The sequence below is a fragment of the Nocardioides houyundeii genome (assembly GCF_002865585.1).
In the GTDB taxonomy this organism is placed as follows: domain Bacteria; phylum Actinomycetota; class Actinomycetes; order Propionibacteriales; family Nocardioidaceae; genus Nocardioides; species Nocardioides houyundeii.
The window spans coordinates 1,839,995-1,853,687 of the sequence record NZ_CP025581.1 but is presented as its reverse complement, the minus strand read 5'-3'; the positions used below and the strand labels follow the sequence as shown (position 1 = coordinate 1,853,687).

12 protein-coding genes are annotated in these 13,693 nt (G+C 70.0%); 7 read left to right on the top strand and 5 right to left on the bottom strand.

Going from position 1 to position 13,693, the window contains the following annotated elements; all coding sequences use genetic code 11:
• Positions 1-51 precede the first annotated feature (51 nt).
• Positions 52-732 carry a response regulator transcription factor gene (locus tag C0R66_RS08900; protein WP_101524396.1) on the top strand — a complete coding sequence of 227 codons (681 nt, stop codon included), beginning with the start codon at positions 52-54 and terminating at the stop codon, positions 730-732.
• Positions 733-859: 127 nt separating this feature from the next.
• Positions 860-2,626: a sensor histidine kinase gene (locus tag C0R66_RS08895; RefSeq protein WP_101524395.1), complete on the top strand. Its 1,767-nt coding sequence runs from the start codon at positions 860-862 to the stop codon at positions 2,624-2,626.
• Here the strand turns inward: C0R66_RS08895 and C0R66_RS08890 are convergent.
• Together C0R66_RS08890 and C0R66_RS08885 are read right to left on the bottom strand one after the other, a co-directional pair.
• The gene (locus C0R66_RS08890; protein ID WP_101524394.1) at positions 2,612-2,800 is read right to left on the bottom strand and encodes a hypothetical protein; all 189 of its coding nucleotides are present in this window, start codon (positions 2,798-2,800) and stop codon (positions 2,612-2,614) included. The two genes, C0R66_RS08895 and C0R66_RS08890, sit on opposite strands and share 15 nt — an antisense overlap.
• Before the next feature lie 91 nt (positions 2,801-2,891).
• Positions 2,892-4,478 (bottom strand): YfcC family protein, encoded by a 1,587-nt coding sequence (locus C0R66_RS08885; RefSeq protein WP_101524393.1) that lies wholly within the window; start codon positions 4,476-4,478, stop codon positions 2,892-2,894.
• 198 nt (positions 4,479-4,676) lie between these two features.
• Between C0R66_RS08885 and C0R66_RS08880 the strand changes: the two genes are divergently transcribed.
• The 3 genes from C0R66_RS08880 to arcC are packed head-to-tail and all read left to right on the top strand — an operon-like array spanning position 4,677 to position 7,793.
• A complete protein-coding gene (locus tag C0R66_RS08880; RefSeq protein ID WP_422385608.1) occupies positions 4,677-5,858 on the top strand; it encodes an arginine deiminase in 1,182 nt (393 codons plus the stop codon).
• Between the two features lie 5 nt (positions 5,859-5,863).
• Positions 5,864-6,865, top strand: a complete 1,002-nt coding sequence (gene argF, locus C0R66_RS08875) for an ornithine carbamoyltransferase (protein ID WP_101524391.1) — start codon at positions 5,864-5,866, stop codon at positions 6,863-6,865.
• A 1-nt stretch (position 6,866) separates the two neighbouring features.
• Entirely contained in the window at positions 6,867-7,793 is a 927-nt protein-coding gene (gene arcC, locus C0R66_RS08870; RefSeq protein WP_101524390.1) for a carbamate kinase, read from the top strand.
• Between the two features lie 80 nt (positions 7,794-7,873).
• Here arcC and C0R66_RS08865 read toward each other — a convergent pair whose 3' ends face one another.
• The gene (locus C0R66_RS08865) at positions 7,874-8,305 is read right to left on the bottom strand and encodes an Hsp20/alpha crystallin family protein (protein WP_199286869.1); all 432 of its coding nucleotides are present in this window, start codon (positions 8,303-8,305) and stop codon (positions 7,874-7,876) included.
• A gap of 155 nt (positions 8,306-8,460) precedes the next feature.
• On the opposite strand from C0R66_RS08865, the gene C0R66_RS08860 reads away from it, so the two are divergent.
• Both C0R66_RS08860 and C0R66_RS08855 read left to right on the top strand, forming a co-directional pair.
• Positions 8,461-9,546: a PIG-L family deacetylase gene (locus tag C0R66_RS08860; protein ID WP_101526145.1), complete on the top strand. Its 1,086-nt coding sequence runs from the start codon at positions 8,461-8,463 to the stop codon at positions 9,544-9,546.
• Positions 9,543-11,285 (top strand): sensor histidine kinase, encoded by a 1,743-nt coding sequence (locus C0R66_RS08855; RefSeq protein ID WP_101524389.1) that lies wholly within the window; start codon positions 9,543-9,545, stop codon positions 11,283-11,285. The genes C0R66_RS08860 and C0R66_RS08855 overlap by 4 nt, the downstream gene beginning before the upstream one ends.
• On the opposite strand, the gene C0R66_RS08850 is transcribed toward C0R66_RS08855, so the two are convergent.
• Positions 11,280-12,413 carry a hypothetical protein gene (locus C0R66_RS08850; protein WP_199286868.1) on the bottom strand — a complete coding sequence of 378 codons (1,134 nt, stop codon included), beginning with the start codon at positions 12,411-12,413 and terminating at the stop codon, positions 11,280-11,282. The genes C0R66_RS08855 and C0R66_RS08850 overlap by 6 nt on opposite strands.
• Positions 12,410-13,693, bottom strand: a complete 1,284-nt coding sequence (locus tag C0R66_RS08845; protein WP_101524388.1) for a glycosyltransferase family 2 protein — start codon at positions 13,691-13,693, stop codon at positions 12,410-12,412. The genes C0R66_RS08850 and C0R66_RS08845 overlap by 4 nt, the downstream gene beginning before the upstream one ends.

The following is a 13,693-nucleotide window of genomic DNA, read 5'->3' as shown; positions in this document are numbered from 1 at the left end:
GATGGGACTTAGGACCACGACAGAGCGCGGCGCCGGGCCTACGCTCACAGCATGTGGGAAGCATCGAGCGAGACCGAGCCGGGGGCGCGGCCGCCCGTTGAGGTGTTCCTGCTCGACGACCATGAGCTGCTGCGCCACGGCATCCGCAGTCTGCTGGAGCGCCAGGGCGACATCCTGGTGGTCGGGGAGTCCGGCTCCGCCGTCGAGGCGGCCCGCCGAATCCCCGCCCTGAGACCGGACGTCGCGATCCTCGACGTCCGCCTCCCCGACGGGACGGGGGTGGAGGTCTGTCGCCAGGTACGGTCGATCGACCCGGGGATAGCGGTCCTGATGCTCACCTCGTACGACGAGGACGAGGCCCTCTTCGCCGCGATCATGGCAGGGGCCGCGGGCTACGTCCTCAAGGAGGTCAAGGCCGCTGACTTCGTGGAGTCGGTTCGCCGAGTCGCAGCCGGGCACTCAATGCTGGACCCGGTGGCCACCTCCCACGTGCTGGAGCGGCTGCGGAACGGACCCCCCAAAGACCCACTGACCAAGCACCTGACACCCAAGGAGCAGCAGGTGCTCGAGCTCGTCGGGCGGGGGCTCACCAACCGCCAGATCGCCGAGCACCTGGGCCTGGCCGAGAAGACGACGAAGAACTACGTCTCCATCATGCTCGGCAAGCTCGGGGTCGCCACCAGGACCCAGGCGGCCATCATCGCGGCCCGCCAGTCCAGCCCACCCAGATGACCGGCCGTCCACCGACGCGGCCCGGTCATGAGGCGATTAAGCGGAGTTCTGCCAGGGCAGGATGACGCTGGTGAAATAAAGAGTTCTGTTGGTAACCTGAATCACATTTCGTTGCCAAGGAGTGCGCATGCGCGAGTTCTCGGGAGAGCTCGACGGGGAGAGCAGGCCTTCGTTAGGTGCGAAGGACCCGTCGTTCGACGATCTGATGCTGATCGCCACTCATCAGGACCACCACGGTCATGACGAGCGACGCTGGCGCCTACTGCTCGCCACTCTCGCGACGTTGGCCGCGGACCTGTCGCTGGATGACCTGCTGGCCAGGATCGTGGAGGCAGCGGCCAACCTGGCCGGCGCGCGCCACGCCGCTTTCGGCGTTCCCGATCCCCCGGGCGGTCGGAGTCTGCAAACGCTGGTGACCCACAGTGCCAGGGGCCTGCCCGGCGTGGGCACCGAGTTCCCGCAGGGACGTGGCGTCCTGGGCATCCTGCTGGACCGGAAGGGCCGGGCCGACGGATTGCCCGGTGGGGCCGTCCCTGCCATGCGGACCGGCGCACACCAGTCTGGTCCCCGTCCGGTCCTCGCCGTGCCGGTGCGTGTGCGGGAGCACGCCTTCGGCGCGCTCTACCTGAAGGACAACCTGGCCGGCGCGGGTTTCACCCAGGTCGACGAGCAGGTGGCGACCGCCCTCGCCGCCGCGGCCGGGGTCGCGATCGAGAACGCTCTGCTCCACCAGGAGGCTTCGAGGCGGGAACGCTGGCTGGCCGCAGCGGTAGACCTCACCACCGCCATCCTGCGCCCCGACGCGGACGCGGCAGCGCCCCAGATCCTGGCCGACCGGGCGCAGGAGATCTCCCGGGCCGATCTCGTCTGGGTCGCGACGGGGGCAGATCCCACGAAGCTCCGCCTCCAGGCGGTCGCCGGCACCACGGTGTCCCCCGCCACCATGGCGTGCGTGGACCTCAGCTCCTCCCTGGAGCGGTGCGTCGCGGCGACCGGTCGACCCCTCACGGTCAAGGACCTGGGCCGGCACCCCCGCAGCGCCGACGTGGCACGGACCCTGGGCACCGAGCCGGCCGAGCGGGGCGTCGTGGTGCCGTTGCACCTGCCGGACGGCCAGTCCGGCGTGGTCTGTCTCGCCTGGCGTCGCGACGTCGACCCTGCCGCCGTCCTGCAGGACGCCTCGCTCCCCTCCCTGCTGATCGACCAGGCCTCCTCCGCCCTGCAGGTGGCCGAGGCCCGCCGCGACCGGGAGCGCCTGGCCGTCGTGGAGGACCGGGACCGGATCGCCCGAGACCTGCACGACCTGGTCATTCAGCACCTGTATGCCGTGGGCCTGGAGCTGCAGTCGATCGCGGCCGGCCACGATCCCCAGGAGATGCGGCAGCGGTTGGACCACACGGTCGACGACATCGACGTGACCATCCGTGACATCCGGCGGAGCATCTTCGAGCTGGGTTCGGGCCACGACGACGCGGATCCCCGCCGCGCTCTCGGGGCCGTCGTGGAGCGTGCGGCACGCACCATGAAGCTGCGCCCCACGCTGCGCTTCCGCGGCCCGGTGCGCGCGCTCATCGACGGAGACCTCCTCGAGGACCTCGTGGCAGTGGTGACCGAGACCCTGGCCAACACCACCCGGCATGCCCAGGCTGGTCTGTGCGCCGTCGAGGTCAGTGTCGTCGACGGGATCGCGGTCCGGGTGACGGACGACGGCAAGGGCATGGAAGCCGTCGGCCACGAGAGCGGCCTGGCGAACCTACGCAGGCGCGCCGAGCTCCGTGGGGGTCAGCTCAAGGTCGTCTCGGCGCTGGGACAGGGCACGAGCGTGGTCTGGCGGGTGCCCGTGCAGGGCCCGAAACGCGCCCCGGCCACGCCTGGTGCCTCACAGCTCCGATAGCACGTGGGACAGGACAATCCGGCACACCTCCGCCATGACCACCCCGGTGGCGGCTCCGACCAGTGCCCCGCAGGCCACCAGGACCAGCAGGCTCAGCACGATCCCGGTTCGCCGTCGGCGCTCGAGGAAGCTGGGTTCGACGGTGCGCCGCGCGACGGGGTGTGGGCTGGTCATGCTTCCAGCGTGCTCGGCACCGCGCACCCGGTGCAGGGCACTGCGCCCGTCCGGGCGAGGACCTAGGGCCCAGTCGCCGCGAGGCCTGGTGTCAGGAGAGCGCCGCGCCCAGTGCGCTCAGGGCCAGGGCAGCGACGAAGAGGATGCCGACCAGGGGCAGCACGAACCGCAGGTACTGGTCGTAGCGCACCTTCGCCAACGCCAGGCCGCCCATCACCACCGCCGAGGTCGGGGTGATGAGGTTCACCACTCCCGAGGCGGACTGGTACGCGGTCACCACCATGGCGCGTGAGACGCCCGCGAAGTCCGCCAGGGGCGCCAGGATCGGCATCGCCAGGGCGGCGTGACCGGACGAGGAGGGCACCAGGAACGCCAAGGGCACGTTGACCAGGAACATCAGTCCACCAAAGACCCAGGACGAGGTGTCGGAGACTGCACGCTCCATCGACTGCAGCACCGTGTCGGTGATCTGGGCGTTGTTCATGATCACTGTCACCCCTCGGGCCAGGACGATGACGAGGCCGACTCCGATGAAGTCTCCGGCCCCCCGCACGACCGCGTCGGTCACACCCTTCTCCCCCAGTCCGCCGATCGCTCCCACCACCAGTGCCATCACGATGAACAGGGCGGCCAGCTCCGGGAAGTACCAGTCCAACTGCCAGCGGTAGCTGTCGGCCTCGGGTCCGTCGATGATCTGGGCCCAGGGGACGATGGCGAAGATCATGAACACGAAGGTCAGGCCCACGATGGTGAGCACGACCCGGTCCCGGACCGTCAGCTCGGCCACGTCACCCACGCCCTGTGCCTTGAGCTCATCGTCCCCCGGCACCGGGCTCACCATCGAGGTCGACGGGTCGGACCGCACCCGGCGGGCGTAGCGCAGCACCCACCAGATACCCACCGGGACCAGCAGCACGTACATCAGCAGGCGGAACCCGATGCCGTCGCCGATGGAGATGTCTGCGGCACCCGAGGCCACCCCGGTCGCGAACGGGTTGACCGTCGAGGCGAGCACGCCTATGCCGGCACCGACCATGATCGTGCCCACCGCGACCATCCGGTCATATCCCAGCGCGAGCATCAGCGGCACCACCAGGGTGTAGAAACCGAGAGTCTCCTCGGCCATCCCCTCGGTCGTGCCCCCGATCGAGAACAGCACCATCAGCACCGCGATGAGCACCGCGCTGCGGCTTCGCATCCCGACCGCGACCCTGCCGATGCCGCGCTCGATCGCCCCGGTCTGCATCGCCATGGTGATGAACACGCCGATGCCGAGCACGAACAGGAACACCCCGGCCGCACCGTAGAGCTCGCCGCTCTCGTTGGGCCCGACGAAGCCGTCCCCGTTCAGGATCCCGTAGAGCCCGTTGACCGGGGCCAGGAACAACTGCATCAGGCGATCCCCGAAGGAGAGCGTGGAGTCGATGCGCTCGTAGGTCCCCGGAATCGGGCGGCCCGTGTCGGCGTCGGTCTGGTACGTGCCGGTGGGCACCACGAAAGCCAGCAGCCACACCAGGAGGGTGACCGCGGCCAGCACCGTCAGGGCACTGGGAAAGCGGAACGTCTTCTGCTCCTGCTCCCCACCGGTCTCGTCGAGGGCGGCGGACGGCGATTCGGTGGACGGCGATTCGCGGGACGGCTCTTCGGCCGGCGGATCAGCCCGATGGGTAGGAGGCATGACCAAGCCTTTCTGCGCGGTGGCAACCCACTCAACGAAACACTCGCCCATGGCCGTGAGACCTGCCGATAGTCATTCCGGTGCCGGGACCATGTGCCCTCTTGCAACGTCACCGCGGCACGGTTGCCTGGGACCACACAACCAGAAGGAGGGGCCATGGCGCTCCAGGTGGAATCCGAGGTGGGCGCTCTTAAGAGGGTGATCCTGCACAGGCCGGGACTCGAGCTCAAACGGCTGACTCCCACGAACAAGGACGACTTCCTGTTCGACGACGTGCTGTGGGTCAAGCGGGCACAGCAGGAGCACGACGCGTTCTCGAGCACCCTGCGCGACACCGGTGTCGAGGTGCACCTGCTGGGTGACCTCCTCCGGGAGACCCTGGCCATCCCCGAGGCGCGGGCGCACGTGGTCAACAGCACGGTGGACGAGCGAACCTACGGACCCCTGGCGGCCGACCTCATCCAGGACCTGTTCTCCCTGATGCCCGAGAGCGAGCTCACCGAGATCCTGATCGGGGGCATGACGAAGTCAGAGCTGCTGGAACGCACGGACGTACCGGTCTCCGTGGTGATCCAGGCCATGGGCGCCGAGGACTTCGTGCTGCCGCCCCTGCCCAATCATCTCTTCACCCGTGACACCTCAGCGTGGATATACGACGGCGTCTCCATCAACGCCATGCGCAAGCGAGCCCGGATGCGCGAGACCGTCCACTACGAGGCCATCTACCAGTGGCACCCGCTCTTCGCCGGCCAGGACTTCCGCATGTGGGGCGACGCCACGGCCAACGGCACGGCGACCACGGAGGGTGGAGACCTGCTGGTGCTGGGCCGCGGTGTCGTCCTGGTCGGGATGAGCGAACGAACCACCCCGCAGGGCGTGGAGCGGCTCGCCCGACGGCTCTTCGACGCCGGCAGTGCCAGCACGGTCGTGGCCCTCTCCCTGCCCCAGGCCCGGGCCTTCATGCACCTGGACACGGTGATGACGATGGTCGACGACCACACCTTCACCAAGTACGCCGGTCTCGGCATGCTGCCCTCGTTCACGATCCAGTCCGGCGAGCAGGACGGTGAGCTGACCGTGACCGCCCACGAGCCCGAGGACATGCACCGTGCGATCGCCGACGCGCTGGGCCTGGACGACATGCGGGTCCTCACCCCTAGCCAGGACGTGCGCGCAGCCGAGCGCGAGCAGTGGGACGACGGGTGCAACGTGCTGGCGCTGCGCCCCGGCGTCGTCGTGGCCTACGAGCGCAACGTCACCACCAACACCTTCCTGCGCAAGAAGGGCATCGAGGTCATCACCATCGCCGGTGCCGAGCTCGGCCGGGGACGCGGCGGACCGCGTTGCATGTCGTGCCCCATCGAGCGGGAAGGGATCTGATCACCATGGCCTTCAACCTGAGACACCGCAACTTCGTCAAGGAGCTCGACTTCACCCCCAAGGAGTGGTCGTTCCTCCTGGACCTAGCCGCCGAGCTCAAGCAGGCGAAGTACGCCGGCTCCGAGCAGCCCCGGCTGATCCGCAAGAACATCGCCCTGATCTTCGAGAAGACCTCGACCCGTACCCGGTGCGCCTTCGAGGTGGCCGCCCACGACCAGGGCGCCCAGGTCACCTACCTGGATCCCTCCGGGTCGCAGATCGGCCACAAGGAGTCGATGGAGGACACCGCGCGGGTGCTGGGCCGGATGTACGACGGCATCGAGTACCGCGGCGCCAGCCAGGACAACGTCGAGACCCTGGCCAAGTACGCCGGGGTGCCGGTGTGGAACGGGCTGACCGACGACTGGCACCCGACCCAGATGCTCTGCGACATGCTGACCATGCGTGAGCACTGCGCCAAGCAGGACCGCGACATCACGTTCGCCTACCTCGGCGATGCCCGCAACAACATGGGCAACTCCCTGCTGGTCACGGGCGCGATGATGGGGATGGACGTGCGGATGGTCGCCCCCTCAGCACTGTGGAACGCCGAGGACATCGTCGCGGAGGCGGCCACCATCGCCGAGCAGACCGGCGCCCGTATCACCCAGACCGAGGACGTCACCGAGGGAGTCGCAGGTGCCGACTTCATCTACACCGACGTCTGGGTCTCGATGGGGGAGCCACCGGAGGCCTGGGACGAGCGCATCGCCCTGCTGCGGGACTACCAGGTCACCATGGGCGTCCTGGAGGCCACCGGGAACCCGCAGGTCAAGTTCATGCACTGCCTGCCCGGCTTCCACGACCGTCACACCAAGGTCGGCGAGGAGCTGTTCCAACGCACCGGGATGGACGCCCTCGAGGTCACCGACGAGGTGTTCGAGTCGCGCAACTCCATCGTCTTCGACCAGGCGGAGAACCGGATGCACACCATCAAGGCGGTCCTCGTGGCCACGCTGGGCGGTTGAGATGCGGATCGTGGTGGCCCTCGGTGGCAACGCCCTGCTCCAGCGCGGGCAGCGACCTGACGCAGATGTCCAGGAGGCCAACGTGCGCCGCGCCGTCGCCTCCCTGGCTCCGCTGACCGAGGAGCACGAGCTGGTGATCACCCACGGCAACGGTCCGCAGGTCGGCGTGCTGGCGCTGCAGAGCGCCTCCGACCCGCGCCTGAGCACGCCGTACCCGTTCGACGTCCTGGGAGCACAGACCCAGGGGATGATCGGATACTGGCTGCTGCAGGCGCTGCAGAACGAGCTGACCCTGAAGCCGGTGGCCGCGATCATCAACCAGACGCTGGTGGAGGCAGGGGACCCCGCGTTCGAGAACCCTACGAAGTTCGTGGGCGAGACCTACGACGAGGAGACCGCCCACAAGCTCAGCCAGTCCCGGGGCTGGGACATGGCTCGGGACGGCGACGCGTGGCGGCGCGTCGTCGGCTCGCCCCGGCCCCAGCGCATCGTCGAGACCCGGCTGATCCGGCTGCTCCTGGAGAGCGGTGCGGTGGTGATCTGCGCTGGGGGCGGCGGGGTCCCGGTGGTGCGCGACGAGCAGGGCGAGCTGCGCGGCGTGGAGGCTGTGGTCGACAAGGACCTCGCGAGCGCGGTGCTGGCAGAGGCCCTGGACGCCGACGCGCTGATGGTCCTGACCGACGTCCCCGCCGTCATGCAGCACTGGGGGACGCCCGACCAGACACCGTTGCGTCGCACCACGCCGCCTGCACTGCGTGCGCTCGGGTTCGCTGCCGGGTCCATGGGTCCCAAGGTGGAGGCGGTCAGCCGGTTCGTGGAGGTCACCGGCGGAGTCGCCGCGATCGGGAGCCTGGACGAGGCGGTGGCGATCCTGGCCGGCACGGCCGGGACGATCGTCACCACCACCGGTCTGTACAACGGACAGTGACGCGACTCGCGAGACCCGGGAGGTCACGCCGCGGGGACGTGACCTCCGCGCGTACAGCGAGCCGCGCGCCGGCGACGTGCTCAGCTTCCGGCCTGGTCGCTTCCGGCCTGCTCACTTCCGCCTCGGGTGATCGGGATGGTCGTCGTGCCCGAGCCGCTGCCCACCGGCACGGAGACGGTGAGGACACCGTTGTCGTACTCGGCCTTGATGTCCTCCACCCGGGTGCCGGGGGGCAACGTCAACGCGCGGGCGAAGCTGCCGTACCGGATCTCGGTGCGGTGGTGGTGGTGCTGCTCGGAGCGCCGCTGGCCACGAAGGTGCAGCGTGCTGCCGTCCAGGGACAGCTCGACGTCCCGCTCGGGGTCGATCCCGGGCAGGTCGGCCCGGATCACTCGGCGATCGCCCTCCACCCACTCCTCGACCTTGACCTGCGGCTCGAGGTGCGGCGAGCCCACCCAGTTCATCAGCTCCGTGAACACGGACTGGGTGTCGGGCTGGATCTGCTTGGTCATCGTGGGCGTCCCTTCGTGGGTTTCCTTGGTCGCTGCCCAGCCAAGCCCGCGCTCCGGCGCAGGTCCCAGAGGACAAGGTCCCTAGCCGGTCCGGTCAGATGGCACCGGACTGGCGATTCCGGCGGCTCCGGACCGTGGCACGGGAAGGCCGGACGATGAGCGAGGAGCCGTTCCGCGCCCTGGTGCTGGAGGACGACCGAGACGCGGCCGAGTTCAACCGCATCGCCCTCGAGCGGTACGGCGGCATGGTGGTCGACGTGGCGGGGACCGCAGACGAGGCGTTGGCCGCACTGAGGAGTCGCAGCTACGACCTGCTGGTCAGCGACATCGCGCTCCCGGGCCGCTCCGGACTGCAGATCCTGCCGGAGGTACGCGCCATCGATCCCGCGCTCAGCGTCATGATCATCACCGCCTACCCCACCTTCAGCCACGCCGTGGAGGCGCTGCGCGAGTCCGCGGACGAGTTCCTGGTGAAGCCGGTCACCGCCTCGCAGGTCGTGGAGCGGGCCACCGAGCTGGCCCAGCGGACCAGGGACGGGCGGCGGGCCTCGCGTCAGCGGGTGCTGGCCGTCGGCGCGCACCCGGACGACGTGGAGATCGGCATCGGGGCCACGCTGGCCGTGCACGCCGCCGCCGGGGACGAGCTCGTCATCCTCACCCTCTCCGGCGGTGCGGTCGGTGGGAACACCGACAGCAGGCGCAGCGAGGCCGCGCAGGCCGCGGCGGTGGTGGGCGCTCGGCTGGTGCACCTCAACTTCCCCGACACCATGCTCGACCCCGCATCGGGGGTGATCACCGCGATCGAGGAGACGATCGCCGAGACTCACCCCGACCGCATCTACACCCACGGCGTGCACGACCGTCACCAGGACCACCGGGCTGTTCACCAGGCGGTGCAGATCGCCGCCCGGCAGGTCCCCAGCCTGTGGTGCTTCCAGAGCCCGTCCTCGACGGTGGACTTCGCCCCGAACCGGTTCGTGGCGGTGGACGGCTTCGTCGACATCAAGCTGCGGATGCTGGCCGCCTTCGCCTCCCAGTCGCACCGGGAGTACATGCAGCCGGACGTGGTCCGGGCGACCGCGAGGTACTGGGCGAGGTTCAGCCCGGCTCATGAGGTGGAGCCCCTGGAGACCGTCCGCGCCACCGAGAACCTGACGGAAGCCTCAGTGAGGGGAGTCACTCCTCAGGCGGCTCGGACCGAGGCAGGAGCCGGGCACGGAGACCTGGTCGATCCGCGGTGACTGACGCCGAGCCGCTCGAGCAGGCGCGCGCTTGGGCCCAGCGCCTGGGGCGCGACCTCGCCGCACGCTGGTTCGCCCCGGAGGCGGTGGGTCTTCGCCAGGTGCCGGTCACCGTGTCGGTCCTGGTCTCGGCCCTGATCCTCTGGGTCACCATCGAGCCCGTCAGTCGCACCGTGCTCGCCACCGCGGCAGCCCTGGTGCTCGGAGTCCAGGCCGTGGCCAGCCGTGCCGACTGGACGGTCCTGGCACCGGCGTGGCGCTATGCCGTGCCCGTGGTGCAGATGCTTGCTGTCGCGCTGATGGACCTCGGGGCGGGCCTCGACCTGGTGAGCCTGGACGTGCTGCTCTTCATGCCGGTGGTCACGCTCGCCCTGGAGCCTGGCCCGTGGGGGCTCGGCATCGCCCTCTTCGGCTCCGCGATGGTGCTGCTGGCGCCCGTAGTGTTCGACATCGGGCGCGTCCACCCGCTGCTGCACGTCGTCGTGACGCTCCCGATCATCGCCGCGGTGGCAGTGCGTGCCCACGGCATCCTCGGGATCACCCGCCAGCAGGCAGAGGAGCTCCGGCAGGCGCGGGACGAGGTGGCCGCCCGGGTAGGTCAGCTCCGTGCCTCGCGGGACGCGCTGCGCAGCGTCATGCGGGCAGCCACCGAGCAGGCGATCATCGGCACCGACCTGGACGGCGTGGTGCGGATGGTGAGCGCCGGGGCCGAGCGCATGTTCGCGCGCGCCGAGGACGAGCTGGTGGGCAGTGCGATCACCGCGCTCCTGCCCGTCGAGGGCGCCGACGCGGAGGAGCCCGCCGGGACCGCCCAACCGCTGCTGGCAGCGGAGGTGGGCGAGGCGGCAACCGGAGGCTCGCATTCCGGTGAGCTTCGCCGTACCCGGGCCGACGGCTCCGTCCAGCACCTGGCGTACGTCGTGACGCCGCGCCCCGCGCTCGAGGGTGCCGCTCCCGAGCTCTCGGCGGGATACCTCTTCGTGGTCAGTGACGTGACCGAGATCCGGGAGCACGAGCGCCGCCAGGACGAGTTCATCAGCCTGGTGAGTCACGAGTTCCGCACCCCCCTGGCCTCGATCCTGGGATACCTGGACCTGCTGCGCCTGGAGTCCGGCGGCCTGGACGAGGAGCAGCTGGGCTATCTCGACGTCCTCGTGCGCAACACCGAGCGGCTGCGCTCGCTGGTCGACGACCTGCTGACCAGCGCACAGCTCGTCTTCGGCGCACCGATGACGGCCACCGAGGTGGAGGTGACCGACGTGGTGCGCGCCGCGGTCGAGACCCAGCAGCCGACGGCCCGGGACCTGGGCGTGCGTGTCGAGGTCGCCGGAGACCCTGTCGTGAGGCTGATCTCCGACCCACAGCGACTCGGGCAGGTGGTGGACAACCTGCTTAGCAACGCCGTCAAGTACAGCCACAACGGCGGCCGGGTCGAGATCACCACGGTGCAGGAGGAGGCCGCGAACGGAGTGCGGCAGGCCCGGATCCGGGTGGCGGACCAGGGAACAGGCATCGAGCGGGACGAGCTCGGTCGGATCACCGAGCGGTTCTACCGCACCCGGGACACCCGCCGCCGTCGGGTCCAGGGCATCGGTCTCGGTCTCTCCCTGGTGCACGCGATCATCGAGGAGCACGGAGGGGTCCTGACCATCGACTCCGCGCCGGGCCGCGGCACCGTGGTCGAGGCGGTCATCCCCGATCTGCAGCCCGCCGGGGTGCAGTCGGGCGCGCCCTCATGACCCCTGCCACACCCGGGCCAGGGCCTTCCAGTGCTCCGCAGTCATCAACGAGTACGGGGTCACGTTGACGTTGGTGACCCCGTTCGCGCCGGCCGCCCGGACGGCGGCGGCCATCCGGGCCGGGGTGATGGCCTCGCGGGGGTCGTCGTTCGGTCCGTCGGCCCACAGTCCCACCGAGACGGCGAACCGCGAGATGTCGAGGCCGCCGGCGATGAGCCCGGAGGTCAGGCGCCGTACGGCGCCGGGGGGCCTGTCGTCGTAGAGATAGGCCCAGACCACGAGCAGGTCGGCGGCCCGCAGCAGCGAGCGGTAGCCGTGTCCGCTGGCCGGGACGCCCGCGGCCGGGTCCTCCCAGTTCACCCGGACGTCCATGGCGAGCTCGATCGCCGCACCGTCGCCGTCGCGCACCCTGTCCAGGGCAGCCCGCATCCGCTGGAGCACCCCGGAGACCACCGCCGAGCGCCAGGCGGTGACAGTGGGCGCTTCCGGGTCCAGCTCTCCGGTGGCGGTGCGGGGCCAACCGGTCTGCCCGGTCATCTCCTCGAAGAGCTCGAGGTCGTCATCCCCGAAGGAGCTCGACAGGAAGAGCTCGGTGATCGCGATCGAGGCCGGGTCGTACCGCTCCCCCAGCGCCGCCACGTAGTCGACCAGGCGCCGTCCCACTGCTCCCGTGGTCAGCTGGGTGGCGGAAGCCTGGTACGCCGACCTGCGTCCGTCAGCCGAGACACCCGCGATGGACGGGTCCTTCTTGATCCACTCCGGCACGTAGGCGTCCACGATGAGCCCCAGCTGCCTCGGCTCCCCCTCGGCGGTCTGCACCAGGGCTCTGGCGGCCTTGGCCAGGTGATCGGTCCCTGGTTCCGCTGCCTCCTCGGGGTGCTCGGTCCAGTCGAAGGCGGTGAACTCGACCCGCCCGGCACTGAGCTCGGCGGCCGTGGCACCCACGGAGTCGAACCGGTCGTCGACCTCACCCCAGTCGGTGTCCGGATCGGTGATGGTGCCGAAGTCGACGCTGAGCGAGCGCACCAGCTCAGGCCTCTGGCTCGGACGCATCGTGGGCAGCACCTCATCCTCCCAGGGACGGACGATGAGGGCAGCGCCGATGACCGCTGCCACGAGCGGGATCACGATGACGAGGAGCCACGGTCGTCTTCGTCCAGGAGGCCGCGGACGGACACCGTCCCAGTTCGCTCCAGCTTGTTCCATCGGTTCTCCGCATTCGCGAGCTCCAGTCGGACCGCCTCCAGCATGACCAGGGTCATCAACGTGGAGTAGAAGGGCCACAGTACGACGGTCCACAGGTAGCGCAGGTCGCGCAGCGAGCCGTCCAGCCAGTTGGCGAACAGGAGCAGGCCCAGCGACAGTGGCAGCCCCAGCAGCAGGATCCAGCCCATCAGGGTCCCGGGGAGGGCGGTCGAACCCTGGGTCACCACCAGTCCCGCCAGGCTGAGGATCGCCGCGAGCTGGATGAAGGGTGCCACCACCTGCGAGGCGGTGTTGAACAGCAGGTACAACCCGAAAGTCCCGTAGCGGGGCCTGCCGACCGCCCCCCAGTGCAGAGCGGTCGCCTGCAACAGGCCCCGGGCCCAGCGCACCCGCTGCCGCCACAGGCCCGACAGGGTCGACGGCGACTCGGCGTAGACGAGCGCGTCGGGAGCGAACGCGACCTGGTAGCCCGCCAGGTGCACCCGCCAGGTCAGCTCCAAGTCCTCGCCCAGGGTGTCGGTGCGCAGCGGACCGGTGCGGTCCAGGACCTCGCGGCGGAACGCCCCGATGTTGCCCGAGACCACGGGCAGGCAGCCCAGCACGTCGAGCGCCCGGCGCATGAGACCCGTGCCGAGGTGACTGATCAGGGCGAGCAGTCGCGTCTGCACGTGATCGAGGTTGACCGGACGATCGTTGCCGCACACCGCACCTACCCGCGGGGTGCGGAAGCCGGCCAGCAGCCGGGTGACGGTGTCGGACCGAAAGACGCCGTCGGCATCGACCAGGACCAGGACGTCACCGCGGGCCTGGGCGATCCCGGTGTTGAGGGCAGCCCCCTTGCCCGCGTTGTCCTGGCGCACGGCCCGCACCTGCGGATGGGCAGCGGCCAGGTCCCGCATCCGCTGGTAGGTGTCGTCCGCCGAGCCGTCGTCCACGCAGACCACCTCCAGCCGGGGATACTCGCTGCGCAGCACCGAGCGCACGCAGTTGTCGATCACCTTCGCCTCCTGGAACGCCGGGACCACGACGCTCACGAAGGGCGCCTCCGCGAAGACCGGCCCGGCCCCCGCCTGGTCGCGCTGATGGCGACGGTCACGCAGCTCGAACGTCAGCACGAATGGGACGAAGGCGAGGCGGGTCGCACCCATGAGCAGCAGGGGCAGGGTCAGGAGGAACAGCAGCGCCCCCGCGATCGAGGTCAC

Excerpts from the sequence above, each read along its gene's own strand:
- argF (WP_101524391.1), top strand. The coding sequence starts at position 5,864 with ATGGCCTTCAACCTGAGACACCGCAACTTCGTCAAGGAGCTCGACTTC.
- arcC (WP_101524390.1), top strand. The coding sequence starts at position 6,867 with ATGCGGATCGTGGTGGCCCTCGGTGGCAACGCCCTGCTCCAGCGCGGG.
- C0R66_RS08860 (WP_101526145.1), top strand. The coding sequence starts at position 8,461 with ATGAGCGAGGAGCCGTTCCGCGCCCTGGTGCTGGAGGACGACCGAGAC.
- C0R66_RS08865 (WP_199286869.1), bottom strand. The coding sequence starts at position 8,305 with ATGACCAAGCAGATCCAGCCCGACACCCAGTCCGTGTTCACGGAGCTG.
- C0R66_RS08895 (WP_101524395.1), top strand. The coding sequence starts at position 860 with ATGCGCGAGTTCTCGGGAGAGCTCGACGGGGAGAGCAGGCCTTCGTTA.
- C0R66_RS08885 (WP_101524393.1), bottom strand. The coding sequence starts at position 4,478 with ATGCCTCCTACCCATCGGGCTGATCCGCCGGCCGAAGAGCCGTCCCGC.
- C0R66_RS08890 (WP_101524394.1), bottom strand. The coding sequence starts at position 2,800 with ATGACCAGCCCACACCCCGTCGCGCGGCGCACCGTCGAACCCAGCTTC.
- C0R66_RS08900 (WP_101524396.1), top strand. The coding sequence starts at position 52 with ATGTGGGAAGCATCGAGCGAGACCGAGCCGGGGGCGCGGCCGCCCGTT.